The 15,447-nt window shown below is 56.4% G+C and carries 9 protein-coding genes and 1 CRISPR repeat array; of the genes, 2 read left to right on the top strand and 7 right to left on the bottom strand.

Annotated elements, in window-relative coordinates; genetic code table 11:
* Nucleotides 1-10: 10 nt before the first annotated feature.
* From NW842_RS05545 to gcvP, 7 genes are all read right to left on the bottom strand, one after another.
* Nucleotides 11-454, bottom strand: coding sequence for a SufE family protein (locus tag NW842_RS05545; protein ID WP_414329195.1), 444 nt, complete (start codon nt 452-454; stop codon nt 11-13).
* A 97-nt stretch (nt 455-551) separates the two neighbouring features.
* On the bottom strand, nt 552-1,691 hold the full coding sequence (gene cfa / locus NW842_RS05540) for a cyclopropane fatty acyl phospholipid synthase (protein ID WP_414374387.1): 1,140 nt from the start codon (nt 1,689-1,691) through the stop codon (nt 552-554).
* Between the two features lie 70 nt (nt 1,692-1,761).
* Nucleotides 1,762-7,150: direct repeats of the CRISPR family, unit length 36 nt; unit sequence GTTTCCAATTTCTAGGGATCCCCCCGAAGGGGGAAC.
* Nucleotides 7,151-7,428: 278 nt separating this feature from the next.
* On the bottom strand, nt 7,429-9,084 hold the full coding sequence (locus tag NW842_RS05535) for an ABC1 kinase family protein (protein WP_414374385.1): 1,656 nt from the start codon (nt 9,082-9,084) through the stop codon (nt 7,429-7,431).
* Nucleotides 9,085-9,129: 45 nt separating this feature from the next.
* Entirely contained in the window at nt 9,130-9,711 is a 582-nt protein-coding gene (locus NW842_RS05530) for a peroxiredoxin family protein (protein WP_414332206.1), read from the bottom strand.
* A gap of 37 nt (nt 9,712-9,748) precedes the next feature.
* Nucleotides 9,749-10,186 carry an SRPBCC family protein gene (locus NW842_RS05525; RefSeq protein ID WP_414374384.1) on the bottom strand — a complete coding sequence of 146 codons (438 nt, stop codon included), beginning with the start codon at nt 10,184-10,186 and terminating at the stop codon, nt 9,749-9,751.
* Nucleotides 10,187-10,188: 2 nt separating this feature from the next.
* On the bottom strand, nt 10,189-10,752 hold the full coding sequence (locus NW842_RS05520) for a hypothetical protein (RefSeq protein ID WP_187147251.1): 564 nt from the start codon (nt 10,750-10,752) through the stop codon (nt 10,189-10,191).
* A gap of 142 nt (nt 10,753-10,894) precedes the next feature.
* On the bottom strand, nt 10,895-13,861 hold the full coding sequence (gene gcvP, locus NW842_RS05515) for an aminomethyl-transferring glycine dehydrogenase (protein WP_414374382.1): 2,967 nt from the start codon (nt 13,859-13,861) through the stop codon (nt 10,895-10,897).
* Nucleotides 13,862-14,054: 193 nt separating this feature from the next.
* On the opposite strand from gcvP, the gene psbU reads away from it, so the two are divergent.
* Entirely contained in the window at nt 14,055-14,423 is a 369-nt protein-coding gene (gene psbU, locus NW842_RS05510) for a photosystem II complex extrinsic protein PsbU (RefSeq protein ID WP_041436072.1), read from the top strand.
* A gap of 73 nt (nt 14,424-14,496) precedes the next feature.
* Nucleotides 14,497-15,414 carry an Rpn family recombination-promoting nuclease/putative transposase gene (locus NW842_RS05505; protein WP_414374380.1) on the top strand — a complete coding sequence of 306 codons (918 nt, stop codon included), beginning with the start codon at nt 14,497-14,499 and terminating at the stop codon, nt 15,412-15,414.
* Nucleotides 15,415-15,447 lie beyond the last annotated feature (33 nt).

Below are 15,447 nucleotides of genomic sequence, written 5' to 3'. Positions count from 1 at the left end.
CCTGAATACCTCACAAGACAACAGAGACAGCAGAGCTGGAAGCAACTGACTTCCCAAAAGCCAAGGCCCTCTGCCGCAGCATCGAAAACATGCTCACCAGACCGTTGCTCCTGGAAGGGCTAAGGCTGAAATTGAGGCCCATCTCCCGCACAAACTCTGGGGAAACCCCCAAAATCTCTTCCGGCGCTAGGCCACTTAGCCCCTCCACCACAATGGCCACCAAACCCTTGACCAACTGAGCATCGGCATCCCCTTGGATGTAGACCTTGCCCTCCCTAAACTCGGTGGCCAGCCATACCCGCGAAGCGCAACCTCTGACTAGGTTCTCCTCCTTCCTCTCCGCTTCGGGAAAGGGTGGCAGGCGCTTGGCATAGGCTAGGAGAAGCTCATACTTCTGCCGCGAGGTCTTGGCCTTCTGGAAGCGATTGACAATTTGCTGCAGAGCTGCGGGCATCCCTCAGCTTGTCTAGAGTGAGAATGATAATCAAACTCATCATAACACCCCCACTCAGCGAGGGCGCAGGGGCACCTGCAAACTTTTGGGACTGTCGTTACCGAAGCGAGCGATAGCCGCCACTTACTCCCCGTGGTGAGAGGACCAGTTGCCAAAGTTGGCTGGCCCGGGCCTTGAAGCTACCGGCACTCATCAGGAGATAGAGCCGCCACATGCGGAGAAAGCGCTCATCGTAGCGGTCGGCTAATTTTGGCCATGCCTGCTCGAAATTGGCGTGCCAGGCTTTTAAGGTGGCCACGTAATTGATCCCAAAATTGTGCCAGTCTTCCAGCACAAATAAGCCCTCAAAGGCTGCAGTAATCAGATGAGGCGAGGGCAGCATCGAGTTGGGGAAAATGTAGCGCTCAATCCAGGGATCCCGCCCCTGGTAGGCCACGTTGCTGCCGATGGTGTGCAGAAGAAACAAGCCATTGTCGTTCAACAAGCGGCGCGCTACCTGCATAAACGTTCGGTAGTTTCGGTAGCCAACATGTTCAAACATGCCGACAGAAAGGATGCGATCAAACTTTCCCTGGGTCTGGCGATAGTCTTCTAACCGAATCTCGACCGGCAGGCCGCGGCAGCGTTCGCTGGCCAGTTTGGCTTGCTCTTTTGAGACGGTGATGCCCACAACCTGCACTCCATAGCGTTCGGCCAGGTACTGCGCTGTGCCTCCCCAGCCACAGCCGATGTCGAGCACCCGCATGCCGGGTTGGAGTTCCAGCTTGCGGGCAATGAGGTCAAGTTTGGCCTCCTGGGCTTCATCCAGAGTTTGCGCACCCCCATCCCAATAGGCACAGCTATAGATCATGCGGCGATCCAGCATGGCCTCATAGAGATCGTTGCCAATGTCATAGTGGCGCCGGCCAATGACAAATGCCCCCTTGCCCCGCTGGCGGTTGATGAGGCGACTGTCCAGCCCAAGTAGGGGCTGAATTAGCCAACCCACCCGCTGCGGCGCCTGGGTGGTCAGGAGACGACAAATCAACTCATCAATGGCGGCACAATCCCACCAGCCCTCCATGTATGCCTCGCCAAGGCCCAGGGATCCATAGAGCAGGCAGCGCAGATATAGCCGCTCGTCGTGAACTTGAATATCCCAAGGTTGCGAGCCATTGAGGGTTATACCGGCAACATCCAAAACCCGAAGCGCATGCTGACGCGCCAGCCGGTGCAAGCTGTTGAGTCCTTTCCCCATCCTCAGGAATCCCTCACCACAGGGAAACTGACTCAACAAATACAACCCAACGCGGCAAGGGATCCAACAAGTTTCCAATTTCTAGGGATCCCCCCGAAGGGGGAACAAAGGACTCCACACCCAGCCAAGTTTCCCAAAGTATCGGGAGTTTCCAATTTCTAGGGATCCCCCCGAAGGGGGAACAAATACCTGAACTAGGCCTTCTTACTCCCTTATCTAACGAGTTTCCAATTTCTAGGGATCCCCCCGAAGGGGGAACATAGACACACCCTTGGGACCCGGGGTGGGTCTTACAGGTTTCCAATTTCTAGGGATCCCCCCGAAGGGGGAACTCGGGGGGATCCCTAGAAATTGGGATGGTAAACTACTGTGGTTTAGGGACCATCTGGGACGTAAGAAGTTTCCAATTTCTAGGGATCCCCCCGAAGGGGGAACATAATCGCTAAAGTGAGTACACTGGATGCCATACGCTTGTTTCCAATTTCTAGGGATCCCCCCGAAGGGGGAACCAACACGCGAGTCCAACGTACCAAGAGCGGTGTCCGGTTTAGTTTCCAATTTCTAGGGATCCCCCCGAAGGGGGAACAACCCATAAGGGTGGTCCCCACCTCGCAGGGCCAAGGTATTGTTTCCAATTTCTAGGGATCCCCCCGAAGGGGGAACTCTAATCTCCCCCAAACAAGACACCCAGGATTATCTCCTGTTTCCAATTTCTAGGGATCCCCCCGAAGGGGGAACCCCGCTACTTAATTGCGGCCCCCCATCGCAACGGATGGGTGATGTTTCCAATTTCTAGGGATCCCCCCGAAGGGGGAACAATAGCTTCTTACCTGCTCCTCTTTTGAAGGATACTAAGTTGTTTCCAATTTCTAGGGATCCCCCCGAAGGGGGAACGTAGGTCACTCGAACCATATGGGGTCGAGATATTCGGACAAGTTTCCAATTTCTAGGGATCCCCCCGAAGGGGGAACCGTTGCCGCAGAGCCTCCAACCGCAGCCATTCGCGGGCGGTTTCCAATTTCTAGGGATCCCCCCGAAGGGGGAACGCTCCAAACACCCAGGTTCACACCTGGGTGTTCTTTCTAGTTTCCAATTTCTAGGGATCCCCCCGAAGGGGGAACTGTGAATAATTGAAACACCAATCCTCAAATCGAGACTCCTGTTTCCAATTTCTAGGGATCCCCCCGAAGGGGGAACAGTATGTCACAAATGAGATCTATGCCGCTCACGCAAGGTTGGGTTTCCAATTTCTAGGGATCCCCCCGAAGGGGGAACAGTCTCTTTGAGACTGTTGGTAACTAGACGAGCCCTGATGAATGTTTCCAATTTCTAGGGATCCCCCCGAAGGGGGAACGTGAACAACAAAGTCTGCCTAAAAATAAATAACTCTACAGTTTCCAATTTCTAGGGATCCCCCCGAAGGGGGAACAATAGCAGACGAAGAAACAGAGTCTGTAAAAGCTTGGAAAGTTTCCAATTTCTAGGGATCCCCCCGAAGGGGGAACAAGTTCGGTGAGAAGCAGCAGACCTCGGTTAACCCCGATTCTAGTTTCCAATTTCTAGGGATCCCCCCGAAGGGGGAACATGACCTCGCTACCATCACTCTCTTCGAGGATAAGAGTGTTTCCAATTTCTAGGGATCCCCCCGAAGGGGGAACGCTTACTTACTAGTTTGTACTTATATAGTAACAAAAGTAATGTTTCCAATTTCTAGGGATCCCCCCGAAGGGGGAACACTTCTCCTTGATTTGGATGTTAGCGATTGTAATGAAGTTTCCAATTTCTAGGGATCCCCCCGAAGGGGGAACATGACTTTGACGAATACAAGAAAGCCTGCCTGGTTTCAAGACCGTTTCCAATTTCTAGGGATCCCCCCGAAGGGGGAACGGTTTTACTATGGCAAAGTACACCAAAGAGCAGATCATGTTTCCAATTTCTAGGGATCCCCCCGAAGGGGGAACGCCGAGTGAAATAGTTCCCATTAATCCCGAGAAGGTTCGGGAGGTTTCCAATTTCTAGGGATCCCCCCGAAGGGGGAACCGTCTTCCCAATTAAATACTGCAGCCGAACCTGGTTAGTTTCCAATTTCTAGGGATCCCCCCGAAGGGGGAACAGCATTCGCTCGTCGCATCAAGATGCCTGTGCCGCCGTTTCCAATTTCTAGGGATCCCCCCGAAGGGGGAACTTTTAATTTGAAAGCAAAATCTTAAAGTCTAAAGCATTGTTAGTTAGTTTCCAATTTCTAGGGATCCCCCCGAAGGGGGAACATTAGTCAGCGAGTTGGTTTAGTTGCTGCACTTGACTAGGGTTTCCAATTTCTAGGGATCCCCCCGAAGGGGGAACTGGTGAAAGAAGTGATTCCCCAAGCCTTCGGGTCTTTGGCGTTTCCAATTTCTAGGGATCCCCCCGAAGGGGGAACTCATAATATAGATCAAAGACCTGGAAATAGAGGGGATTGTTTCCAATTTCTAGGGATCCCCCCGAAGGGGGAACCTGCTTTATTTATGTACTTGTATACTTGCTCACCTAAAAAGTTTCCAATTTCTAGGGATCCCCCCGAAGGGGGAACTGATCAGCTATGTACGACTTCCTCGTCATCCGTTTGGTTTCCAATTTCTAGGGATCCCCCCGAAGGGGGAACCAAATGTGGCATCCAACTCAATCCAAGGTCTTTCTCCGTTGTTTCCAATTTCTAGGGATCCCCCCGAAGGGGGAACAAAACCAAGTAATAATAATTAATCAAAAGAAAAATGCTTGTTGTTTCCAATTTCTAGGGATCCCCCCGAAGGGGGAACATTTGAAACTTAGACATATGTACCTCCCTTTATCAGGGTAGGTTTCCAATTTCTAGGGATCCCCCCGAAGGGGGAACTTGGAGGCCTTTGTAACAATGCTGGAGTACAATCTTGGAGTTTCCAATTTCTAGGGATCCCCCCGAAGGGGGAACAACTACTCAATACTTCACAGAGACATGTTGTCCATGAATTGAGTTTCCAATTTCTAGGGATCCCCCCGAAGGGGGAACCTAGAAGAGTGATCATGATTACCTCCCTTCATCAGGGATAGTTTCCAATTTCTAGGGATCCCCCCGAAGGGGGAACTCCTTAGTTAAGGGAGTGTGTGAATTAATCATCACTGTTTCCAATTTCTAGGGATCCCCCCGAAGGGGGAACTTGAACGTTTCCAACTTTTACTTCGCTCTAGTTGACGGGACGTTTCCAATTTCTAGGGATCCCCCCGAAGGGGGAACGAGGATGAAGAGCTTGCGGAATTGAAAGCCAAATTGGGAATCTAGTTTCCAATTTCTAGGGATCCCCCCGAAGGGGGAACTTAAACGAATCATGTTGTGCAGACGGTTATGATGGTCGCAGAGTTTCCAATTTCTAGGGATCCCCCCGAAGGGGGAACTGAAAGATAAGTTCGAGGTAATTATTACCCAGGACTTCAAGTTTCCAATTTCTAGGGATCCCCCCGAAGGGGGAACCACTGCCGGGCTTACATGTGCCCGGTAGATATTCAGCTGTTTCCAATTTCTAGGGATCCCCCCGAAGGGGGAACTGAAGCGTGCTTAATCAATGGTCGTGATTTCTTCGTCTCGTTTCCAATTTCTAGGGATCCCCCCGAAGGGGGAACCATTTGACCAGCTTTACTGGTTTGCTCCCGTCGAAGCCTTTAGGCACCAGTTTCCAATTTCTAGGGATCCCCCCGAAGGGGGAACGAGGTGGACGAAATTCTGCGCACCTTGGGAATCAAATAACACGTTTCCAATTTCTAGGGATCCCCCCGAAGGGGGAACCTGCATTAAACATATTGGCGGCAGGGCTTGCCGACCTTAATGTTTCCAATTTCTAGGGATCCCCCCGAAGGGGGAACCAGACAGCAGAGCGCTGGGATCTGCCCCACGTCCATGATTAGTTTCCAATTTCTAGGGATCCCCCCGAAGGGGGAACCTCTAAACCAGCTGCTGCAGCGGTTGGAGGCAATGACGTTTCCAATTTCTAGGGATCCCCCCGAAGGGGGAACTGGACAAACTCCCTTACGGGAAGCAAAGAATTCTTTGTAGTTTCCAATTTCTAGGGATCCCCCCGAAGGGGGAACGGTGAGACAACTCGAAATTGTCTCATTCTCTTCCAGTTTCCAATTTCTAGGGATCCCCCCGAAGGGGGAACTCTATTTCGTGATTGTACTTGTACTTCGCCAGCTCATGTTTCCAATTTCTAGGGATCCCCCCGAAGGGGGAACTTAATCTAACCTAACTCCCTCCTCCCCCAACACCCAGTTTCCAATTTCTAGGGATCCCCCCGAAGGGGGAACGGCAAACCTATCGGTCAAGATAAAAACCTCGCAAATCCAGGTATGGTTTCCAATTTCTAGGGATCCCCCCGAAGGGGGAACCCGACGCTCGGCCTTTTGGGCCTCACGAAGTTTGGCGATGGTTTCCAATTTCTAGGGATCCCCCCGAAGGGGGAACTTGAGTAATCCAAGAGTATACCTAAGGAAGTACTACTTACACCCGTTTCCAATTTCTAGGGATCCCCCCGAAGGGGGAACTTAATCTAACCTAACTCCCTCCTCCCCCAACACCCAGTTTCCAATTTCTAGGGATCCCCCCGAAGGGGGAACGGCAAACCTATCGGTCAAGATAAAAACCTCGCAAATCCAGGTATGGTTTCCAATTTCTAGGGATCCCCCCGAAGGGGGAACCCTCATCTTCCTCCTCTACCTCGCGAGACTCAGCATCGTTTCCAATTTCTAGGGATCCCCCCGAAGGGGGAACCCTAGGGTAGTTCCATAATATATATAGGAGTGCCAAACAAGGGTTTCCAATTTCTAGGGATCCCCCCGAAGGGGGAACATGTAAGGGAAATCGCCAAAATTATGGTGGATTTCAAGTTTCCAATTTCTAGGGATCCCCCCGAAGGGGGAACAGGTGTGAGAGAATCGTGGTTGTGGTAGCCAACGCTGTTTCCAATTTCTAGGGATCCCCCCGAAGGGGGAACAGTTTCCCAAAGTATCGGGAGGCTACTAAAACCGTTCGTTTCCAATTTCTAGGGATCCCCCCGAAGGGGGAACGGGAATACACATACTCGATGACTTCGCCATTGTTGCCCTGTTTCCAATTTCTAGGGATCCCCCCGAAGGGGGAACCAGATACTCCGCGCAGAGCGGTGTCAATACATTCGAGAGTTTCCAATTTCTAGGGATCCCCCCGAAGGGGGAACTTCCTGGGTGTTGTTTCTTCCTACGTAAGGGAGGAGTTGACATGATGTTTCCAATTTCTAGGGATCCCCCCGAAGGGGGAACTACAAAAAAGCGCTACACTTCATACGCGACTGTATGACCGTTTCCAATTTCTAGGGATCCCCCCGAAGGGGGAACCCTACAGTCTGCCAGCGACGGGGATCCGCTGCCTCCTGGTGTAGGTTTCCAATTTCTAGGGATCCCCCCGAAGGGGGAACCCCACCCCTATTAAACCCAAGCAGGGCAAGGAATGCAAGACCCATTTGCGAGGGATCCGGAAAAAAGTCGGCAAAAAGAGTTTTGGCGAGGGGGTTTTGGGGCCGGAAAGCCTTGTGGCGCAAGGCGTCGAGGGATCGAACGAAAGAATCGGCCTTTGCGGCTTTTGGCGGATCGCTCGCGGAGGCGTTGATACCGTTTTGGTGTTCTTTTGGAAACATCGAGATCCAGACAAGGGCAGTAGGGCCCTGAGTCCACTGATGAGCCAACCTCAGCCAATCTAGCCGCGCAGGCGACCGGAGCGCAGGATGCTGATGACAAGCCACAGCCCCAACAGGCTGGCCGCGCCGAAGAGGAGTTCGCTCAGCCCAAAGACCTGGAAGCGCTGCGTCTGAGCCGAGATGATGGCGGCCCCGACGATCAGAGAGCCGACCACAATGCTGTAGGAGAGGCGGTTGGCCGACTGATCCAGGCTGCTGCGGATCCCGTCCAGCTCTTGGATGGTCAAGTTCCAGCGCTGGGTTTCCGAGGTGATGCGGCTGAGCAGCAGCTCCATCTGGCGCGGCGATTGCAGAGAGAGATTTTTCAAATCCAAAGCCGTGCGCAGCAGCGAGGGCAGAGGGGCCTCCCCCAGCAATTGCGCCCGAAACACATCCGCCATCAGGGGGCGAAGCTGCTCCGGCAGGTTGTAGTCGGGGGTGAGCTGGCGGGCGATCCCTTCCAAATTGGCCAGCGCCTTGGCACAGAGGCCCAAATTGCCGGGAATGCGGATCTGGTTGCGCCGGGCCGCCTGCAGGATCTCGGAAAAGAGCTGGCTGAAGTTGAGTTCCGCAATGCTCAGGGTGTAGTACTGCCGCAGCAGACGCTCGTAGTCGCTTTGGAGCTGGGCCAAGCTGACAGTCTGATCCCGCGAGCGGGCCGCGGATCTTTCCGGCAGGGCCAACTCCAGGGTCAATTCGGCACAGCGCTGGGCATCGAGGCTGACAATGGCCAGCATCAGCTCCAGCAGAATCTGCTGCGTGCGCGGATCCAGCCGCCCAATCATGCCGCAATCCAGCAGGGCCACGCGACCGGATCCCAAGTAAAAGAGGTTGCCGGGGTGGGGATCGGCGTGGAAATAGCCATCAATGCAGATCTGCTGGAAAAAAGCGCGGGTCAAGAGGCGGGCGATGTTTTCCGGGTCCGCGTCGCTGCGATCCGCCTCCAACAGGGGCCGGCCCTCGATCCACTCCAGCGTCAACACCTTTGGCGTAGTGAGAGGCCAATGGATGCGCGGCACCACCAGTTGGGCCGGATCAAACCAACGCCCCCTTTGCAACTGTTGGCGGAGCTGCTCGGTGTGGCGGGCTTCCTGGGTGAAGTCCAGCTCTGCTTGAATGGCCCGGCAGAACTCATCCGCCAAGGCCACCACATCTGCCAACCTGCCGAACTCCGTTTGCGCCACCAGCTCGGCAATGCCCCGGATTAGCCGCGTATCCCGCTCCACCACCGCCTCCAGCCCGGGCCGCTGGATCTTGAGGGCCACCCACTCGCCGCTGACCAGACAAGCCCGATGGACCTGGGCAATGGATCCCGCCGCAACCGACTCTGTGTCCAGGCTGCTGAACACCTGCTCCAACGGCTGCCGCAACTGCTGACGCAGCAGGATTTCCACCGCATTCCAGGGAACAGGAGGTACGTCGGCCTGCAGAGTGCTGAGGGCCTCGATGTACTCTCGCGGCAACAGATCCGGACGGGTGCTCAGCAGTTGGCCCAGCTTGACATAGACCGGCCCCAGATCCACCAAAATGTTGCGCAGCACCATTGGGGGGGGCAGTTGGGGTTCCCCAGCCTTGCCAAAAGAGAGCAAGCGGCGCATGTAGTCCCAACCGTGGCGCAAAACCACCTCCAGGATCTCGGCCTGACGCGCCCCACTCTGGGCCAGACGGGCAAACATCGCAGTCTCTCTCCCTGGAAGTCCAATGGCAGAGAAGCCCGATCCCTAGAAAAAGGGGATAGGGGCCACCCTACGGGTTCCATCCCAGCCGGTTTGCAGCCCCTCCCGCAACACCCGCAGCACCTCATCGGTATCGGCATTGGGCTGGGCAAAGGAGAAAACATGCTTGAAGCGCAGTTTGCCCTCCCGATCCACAACGAACTGGGCCGGCAGGGGTGCTCCCAGAGCTTGGCCAACCCCATAGAGGCGGAAGGTTTTACATTCGGGATCCACCAGCAGCGGGTAGGGCAGCTGCAGGTCTGCTTGAATCTGCTGGCTTTGAACCGGATCGGTGCTGGTGACCATCAGCAGCTCCGCCCCCAGAGCTTGGATCTCCCTGTAGCGGGCTTTCAGCTCTTGGATGTGGGGGTAGCAAAAAGGGCAAAAAAGCTTTTCGGTGAAGATACGAGTAAAAGCCAGAACCACCGGCTTTTGGCCGCGGTAGTCCGATAGCCGCACGGGATCCCCTTGCACGCGCGGCAGCTCAAAATCGGGGGCAATCTGGCCGATTTCCAGAGAAGTGTTGGCTGGTTGGGGGATGAAGTTGTCGGCAAAGCGACGGTTAAACAGTCCGCTGTTGCTGGTCATTGCAGTTTTTTACGTTTCTTTACTACTTGCCACCAGCCTAACCCAAAGCCTCGGCCACTGCCTTCAGCCGTCGGAGCTGGGCCCGCATATCCTGCTGGGTCGGCCCTGCTGCCAACAGGTAAAACCCTGCCGCCACCCAGGGATTGGGAATGCGGAAGTTGAAGCAATTGACTAGAAGGGTACCCCCCGGCTGGGGATGGCATTCCCAGCGGTCGGTTCCTTCAAAAAATCCCTTAAACTGCCACTGCACCAAGCCTTCTGCCCGCTCTGTAATCACGCAATCCAAGCTGGGGGAAGCGAAAGGCAGGCGAAGGAAAAAGCGGTAGCGGCTGCCCAATTCTGCCAGAGGGGATCCCACCGCCTCACAGCCCAACAGCGGGTTGAGCCAGCGCTTCATCAACTCCAGGTCGGTAAGGCAGCGATCCACCTGGGCCACGCTGGCCGCAATCGGAATTGACTGGGTGTAGACAGGCATCCTCAGGGGGAAGTTGGGGGAGCGAGCTTGGCCGCAGAGAGGTCTTCTGCCGTGGCAGAGGGGGATACGGTGCTCAGCAAAATCAAGATATCGCGATATTCCACCTGATCCGGCCCGCGACGGGGGGATCCCACTTGCACCACCGCCTGTTGGAGAGGCTTTTTGGGGTGGGGGGGAGACTCGAACACCAAGGTGCGGATCCCATTGGCCTGCTCGATGTCCGAGAGGATGTCCCAGCCCCGGCCCCACAGGGTGCGGCGATAGTAGGCGGCAATCGCCTCCAGAGGCTGAGAGGTCTGCAAGATCAGGGAAGCAAGGCCCCCCTCTCGATCCCGAATCTGTCCCGAAGAGATGATGGAAGCGTTGGGCAACTGCAAGTGAGGGGGAAACTGAGGGGGAAGGGCGCGGGCATCTCCTAGGGAAGCCTCAAAGTGCGTGCCATCTTTGCCGATGTGACGCCGCACGGGATCCTGATCCACTTCTTGAGCAACCGGATCAGGCATCTTGCGGCAGGCCACGAGGGATCCCGCCAACAGCCCCAGGGTTAGCCGAGTAAGAATAGGCAAAGAACTTGGCCCCACTGACGTGAACCGCTCAAGACGGGGATTTTTTCTCATCCGTTGGCCAGGGATCCCTGACTGGGTTATAGCGGATCCCGCCTTTGGATACAACCAATCTCCCTTTCTGGGCCAAGTTCCAGAGCAGCCATCATTCGTCGAGCCAGGGCTGACAACTGCACACCAGGTGGCGATCCCCGTAGGCATTGTCGATGCGGCTGACGCTGGGCCAGAACTTGTGGGCCTTGACCCAAGGGAGCGGGTAGGCGGCCACCGAGCGAGGATAGGGGCGATCCCAGTGGTCGGCAGCCACCACCTCGGCGGTGTGGGGGGCCAGCTTGAGGGGATTGCGCACCGGATCCATCTCGCCTCGCTCAATGGCGGCAATCTCCTGGCGGATGGCAATCATCGCCTCGCAGAAGCGATCCAGCTCCTCCAGAGATTCGCTCTCGGTGGGCTCTACCATCATCGTCCCCGGCACCGGCCAGGAGATGGTGGGGGCGTGGAAGCCATAGTCCATCAGGCGCTTGGCCACATCTTCCACCTCGATGCCAGCGCTTTTTTTCAGGGGGCGCAAATCCAAAATACACTCGTGGGCCACCCACCCCCCCGGCCCCTTGTAGAGCACTGGGTAGTAGGGATCCAACCGCTTGGCGATGTAGTTGGCGTTGAGGATGGCCACTTGGCTGGCCAGGGTGAGGCCGGCGGATCCCATAAGGCGAATGTAGGCCCAGGAGATGGGCAAAATGCTGGCACTGCCCCACGGGGCAGCGCTGACGGGGCCGTTACAGCCGGGCAAAACAGGATGGCCAGGCAAATAGGGCACAAGGTGGCGGGCCACGGCAATGGGCCCTACCCCCGGCCCACCTCCCCCATGGGGAATGCAGAAGGTCTTGTGCAGGTTGAGGTGGCAGACATCGGCCCCCAGCTCGGCAGGACGGCAGAGGCCCACCTGAGCGTTGAGGTTGGCCCCATCCATGTACACCTGTCCCCCCGCCTCGTGGATTATCTGGCAAATCTTGCGGATCCCTTCCTCAAACACACCGTGGGTAGAAGGGTAGGTGATCATCAAGGCGGCCAGCCGCTCCCCGTGCTGCTCCACCTTGGCCCGCAGATCCTCAATGTCGATATTGCCGGCTTCATCACAAGCTACGCTCACCACCTGCATCCCCGCCATCACGGCGCTGGCCGGGTTGGTTCCGTGGGCCGAGGTGGGGATCAAGCACACCTGCCGTCGGCCTTCCCCTCTGGCTTGGTGGTAGCGGCGGATGGCCAATAGGCCGGCATATTCCCCCTGAGATCCGGCGTTGGGCTGCAGAGAAACTCCGGCAAAACCGGTGATCTCCGCCAGCATCTTTTCCAACTGGGCAAAAAGGGCTTGATAGCCACGGGCCTGCTCCAGGGGCACAAAAGGATGGAGCTGGGCAAACTCCGGCCAGGTGACCGGCATCATCTCCACCGTGGCGTTCAGCTTCATGGTGCAAGAGCCCAAGGGGATCATGGAATGGGTGAGAGCCAGATCCCGGCTTTGCAGGCGGTGGATATAGCGCAGCAGCTCAGTTTCCGAGTGGTAACGGTTAAATACCGGGTGAGTGAGGTAGGGTGTGGCGCGCAGAAGCTGAGGCGGCAAGCTCTGGCCCAAATCCGGCCCTGGGCTGTCGGGATCCCAAGCTGGCGGTAAGGACTCCGTTCCGCTGCGGGGAAGGGTTCCGGCGAAGATCTCCCACAGATCCCGCAGATCCTGAGTGGTGGTGGCCTCATCCAAGCTGATCCCCAGCGTCCGGTCATCGATCTGGCGGAGGTTGATCTGCCGCTGAGCAGCGCGGGCCTGGATCGCCTGCACCTGCTCTGGAGAAGCTACCTTGACCCAGAAGGTATCGAAGAAATGCTCGGGCCCCACCTCATAACCCAACTGGCAGATCCCGGTGGCCAAGTGATGGGCCTGGCGGTGGATGCGCTCGGCTATGTGTCGCAAGCCGCGGGGGCCGTGGTAGACGGCATACATAGAAGCCATCACCGCCAAAAGCACCTGAGCAGTGCAGATGTTGCTGGTGGCCTTGTCCCGCCGGATGTGCTGTTCGCGGGTCTGTAACGCCAAGCGCAGGGCCGGCTTGCCTTGAGCATCTTGAGAAATCCCCACCAGCCGTCCTGGCAGCAGCCGCTTGTGGGCCTCACGGGTGGCGAAGTAAGCCGCATGGGGGCCACCATAGCCCAAGGGCACCCCGAAGCGCTGGGTGGATCCCACCACGATGTCCGCTCCCCACTCTCCCGGCGGTTGCAATAGGGTCAAGCCGAGCAAGTCGGCGGCCACTGCCACCACCATCCCCTTTTGGTGCGCCTGCTCCACCAACTGCCGGTAATCCCGGATTTCCCCATAGGTGCTGGGATACTGCAGGAGTAATCCAAAGCCCTTTTCCAGGGAGAGTTCTGTTGGATCGGCTATGCGCACCTGGATTCCCAATGGTTCCGCCCGCGTCTGTACCACGGCAATCGTCTGGGGATGGCAGCCCCGATCCACCCAGAAAACCGGGGATCCCTTGCCCGCCAAGGTGTAGGCAAGAGCCATGGCTTCGGCGGCTGCCGTGGCTTCGTCCAGCAGGGAAGCATTGGCGATCTCCATCCCCGTCAGGTCGATCACCATCGTTTGGAAATTGAGCAGGGCCTCCAGTCGTCCCTGGGCGATCTCGGCTTGGTAGGGGGTGTAGGGAGTGTACCAGGCAGGGTTTTCCAGGATGCTGCGCTGAATCACCGGCGGCGTCAGGGTGTTGGAATAGCCCATGCCCAAAAAGGATCGCCACACCTGGTTCTGGGCAGCCATTGCCTGCAGTTCCGCCAACACCTGCTGCTCAGGGCAAGGGGATCCCAATTGCAAAGGCTGGCTGCTGCGAATGGCCGGCGGCACCGCCTTCTCCACCAGCTCCTGCAGCGAACTCAGCTCCAACACTTGCAACATCTGCCCAATTTGCCGGGCATCCGGCCCAATGTGCCGTCTGAGAAAGAGTTCGGTCTGCCCCAGCAACTCCAGCTCCGGAGAAGGGGTGGGTTCTGGGATCCCTGGAGATGGATCCCGGCTGGGGGGGTCAAGTCGAGTCGAGTGGAGAAGGGCCAAGTCGGACATAGTGCGATAGCCGAGAAAGGGAGAGCAAGAAAGACCGTCTCCTGATCATAGTTGTTAAAAATTGTTTCTGTCGGGATCCAAATCCTGTCTTGGCCCTCGATTCGGGGTGGAGGGGATGAGACACTAGATGGTCGGAGAATGTTAGCAACCTATACAGATGAGCCTTTTGGATTCTGCTTGGAGAAGTGATGCTATGCGCTGGCTGCTGTCCATCTTGGTTCGTGTGGTGTTAGTGCTCTGTCTGTGCTTCGCTCCTTTGGGGATCCCTGTTGTGGCCAGGGCCGCAGAGCTTCCCCCGGTAAAGCACTTGGACACTCCGATTGACGTGAACAACACCATCTTGCGCAACTACCGCCAACTGCCCGGCTTCTATCCCACCCTAGCTCGCATCCTGGTGAAAAATGCCCCCTACAAGAGCCTGGAAGACATGTTGCAGATCTCAGGCCTGACAGAGCAGCAAAAGGCCCTGATCAAAGCCAACGCCGAGAACTTCGTGTTTGGCGAGTATCAGGAAGGGGCTAACCAACTGGAAAACCGCATCAACCAAGGGTACTACGGCTGATCTCGGCAGAGAGACCCTCGGGAGAAGGGGCTGGTCGTTTTGCCTCTCTGCGGCTTTTTGGGAAAGGGATCCTGTGGCCTACGATAACGTCTGCAAGTACTTGGTGGAATGGTTCCCCGAGTCCTTTGCCCGGTGGCTGCTGGGATCCCCTGTTTCCTTGGCTCAGCTACAGCCGACGGAGCTGTCCACCGAGCCCATCCGAGCGGACTCTCTTATCCTGCTGCGGGCCCAAAACTTAATTTTGCATCTGGAGTTTCAAACCGACCCGGATCCCGATATCCCCTTCCGCATGGCCGACTATTGCCTGCGCCTCTACCGCCGCTATCCTGCCCAGGAAGTGCGGCAGATTGTCATCTACCTGAGAAAAACCCAGTCAGAACGGGCGTACCAAACCTCTTTTCAACGGGGATCCCTTTCTCATCGCTTTGAGGTCTTGCGCCTGTGGGAACAAGATCCGGAGGTGCTATCTCAATATCCAGGACTCCTGCCTTTAGCCGTGTTGGCAGATCCGGAAAACCCGGAGCCGCGACTCCGCCAAGTGGCCAGAGCAATAGCAGAGATAGAGGATCCAAAGCTACGGCAAGAGGTGAAAGCGGCCACTGCTGTTTTGGCAGGATTAACATGGACGCCAGAGGAAATTAGCAGGGTACTGGGAGGTCTGGCTGTGCGGGAATCTGTGATTTACCAGATGTGGCGGGCAGAAGCCCTCAAAGAGGGTCGAGAGGAAGGTCTGCAGCAAGGTCTGCAACAGGGTCTGCAGCAAGGTCTGCAACAGGGTCTGCAACAGGGTCTGCAGCAAGGTCTGCAGCAAGAAGCAGCTCGACTGACTCTGAGTCAACTGCGGCGCAAGCTGGGATCTTTGCCGGAAGACCTGTCTGAAACCATCCGCCTCTTACCTACCGAGCAACTGGAGGCTTTGGCGGAAGCGCTGTTGGACTTCCAAACCCTGGCCGATTTGATCCAATGGCTCAGGGAGTCATCATCCAACTAGGGTTTGCCGTCGCGGCCTTTTCCAACCTCACAG

It is taken from the genome of Synechococcus sp. R55.4 (assembly GCF_047461935.1).
Taxonomy (GTDB): domain Bacteria; phylum Cyanobacteriota; class Cyanobacteriia; order Thermostichales; family Thermostichaceae; genus Thermostichus.
The sequence above is the reverse complement of the archived record's forward strand: the minus strand, read 5'-3'. Positions and strand labels throughout refer to the sequence as shown.

Coding starts and splice junctions, on each gene's coding strand:
- NW842_RS05545 (WP_414329195.1), bottom strand. CDS start 454: ATGCCCGCAGCTCTGCAGCAAATTGTCAATCGCTTCCAGAAGGCCAAG.
- cfa (WP_414374387.1), bottom strand. CDS start 1,691: ATGGGGAAAGGACTCAACAGCTTGCACCGGCTGGCGCGTCAGCATGCG.
- NW842_RS05535 (WP_414374385.1), bottom strand. CDS start 9,084: ATGTTTGCCCGTCTGGCCCAGAGTGGGGCGCGTCAGGCCGAGATCCTG.
- NW842_RS05530 (WP_414332206.1), bottom strand. CDS start 9,711: ATGACCAGCAACAGCGGACTGTTTAACCGTCGCTTTGCCGACAACTTC.
- NW842_RS05525 (WP_414374384.1), bottom strand. CDS start 10,186: ATGCCTGTCTACACCCAGTCAATTCCGATTGCGGCCAGCGTGGCCCAG.
- gcvP (WP_414374382.1), bottom strand. CDS start 13,861: ATGTCCGACTTGGCCCTTCTCCACTCGACTCGACTTGACCCCCCCAGC.
- psbU (WP_041436072.1), top strand. CDS start 14,055: ATGCGCTGGCTGCTGTCCATCTTGGTTCGTGTGGTGTTAGTGCTCTGT.